Source organism: Streptomyces sp. ST2-7A (genome assembly GCF_021390475.1).
In the GTDB taxonomy this organism is placed as follows: domain Bacteria; phylum Actinomycetota; class Actinomycetes; order Streptomycetales; family Streptomycetaceae; genus Streptomyces.
Genome location: NZ_JAJUWS010000090.1, coordinates 1 through 1,334, shown reverse-complemented (window position 1 = coordinate 1,334; position 1,334 = coordinate 1). Strand labels below are relative to the sequence as shown.

Annotated in this window: 1 protein-coding gene; it reads right to left on the bottom strand. The window is 68.1% G+C overall.

What is annotated here, in order from left to right; all coding sequences use genetic code 11:
- The coding region (locus LZF96_RS26325; protein ID WP_233877383.1) for an acyl-CoA carboxylase subunit beta at window positions 1-1,334 on the bottom strand (1,334 nt) is incomplete at both ends.

Here is a 1,334-nt window from a genome sequence, read left to right as displayed (position 1 = left end):
GGTGGGTTGCCGTGTTTGCGGGAGGGCAGGTCGGCGTGCTTGGTGCGCAGCATCCGCAGCGAACGGATGAGTACCTCGCGGGTCTCGGTGGGGTCGATGACGTCGTCCACCAGGCCGCGCTCGGCCGCGTAGTAGGGGTGCATCAACTCCGCCTTGTACTCCTTGACCATCTTCTGGCGCATGGCCTCGGGGTCCTCGGCGGCGGCGATCTGCCGGCGGAAGATGACGTTGGCGGCGCCCTCGGCGCCCATCACCGCGATCTCGTTGGTGGGCCAGGCGTAGGTCAGATCGGCGCCGATGGACTGGGAGTCCATGACGATGTAGGCACCGCCGTAGGCCTTGCGCAGCACGATCGAGATCCGGGGCACGGTGGCGTTGCAGTAGGCGTACAGCAGCTTGGCGCCGTGCCGGATGATGCCGCCGTGCTCCTGGTCCACACCGGGCAGGAAGCCGGGCACGTCCAGCAGCGTGACGATCGGGATGTTGAAGGCGTCGCACATCTGCACGAAACGCGCCGCCTTCTCGGAGGCCTCGATGTCGAGCACCCCGGCCAGGGACTGCGGCTGGTTGGCCACGATGCCCACCACCTCGCCGTCCAGCCGGGCCAGCGCGCAGATGATGTTGGTCGCCCAGCGCTCGTGGATCTCCAGGAACTCGCCCTCGTCGACGATCTCCTCGATCACCTTCCGCATGTCGTACGGGCGGTTGCCGTCCGCCGGCACCAGGTCCAGCAGTGCTTCCGAGCGACGTTCGACCGGGTCCTCGTTCTCCGTCGTCGGCGGGTTCTCCCGGTTGTTCTGCGGGAGCATCGACAGCAGGTAGCGGACCTCTTCCAGGCAGGTCTCCTCGTCGTCGTAGACGAAGTGGGAGACCCCCGAGGTGCCGGCGTGCACGTCCGCGCCGCCCAGGCCGTTCTGGGTGATGTCCTCCCCCGTCACCGCCTTGACCACGTCCGGACCGGTGATGAACATCTGCGAGGTCTCGCGGACCATGAACACGAAGTCGGTCAGCGCCGGCGAGTACGCCGCACCACCCGCGCACGGGCCGAGCATCACCGAGATCTGCGGGATGACACCCGAGGCGCGGGTGTTGCGCTGGAAGATCCCGCCGTAGCCGGCCAGCGCCGAGACGCCCTCCTGGATCCGGGCCCCGGCACCGTCGTTCAGCGACACCAGCGGCGCACCCGCCGCGATCGCCTTGTCCATGATCTTGTGGATCTTCTGCGCGTGGGCCTCACCCAACGCACCGCCGAAGATCCGGAAGTCGTGCGCGTAGACGAACACCGTCCGCCCGTGCACCGTGCCCCACCCGGTGATCACACCGTCGGTGTAGGG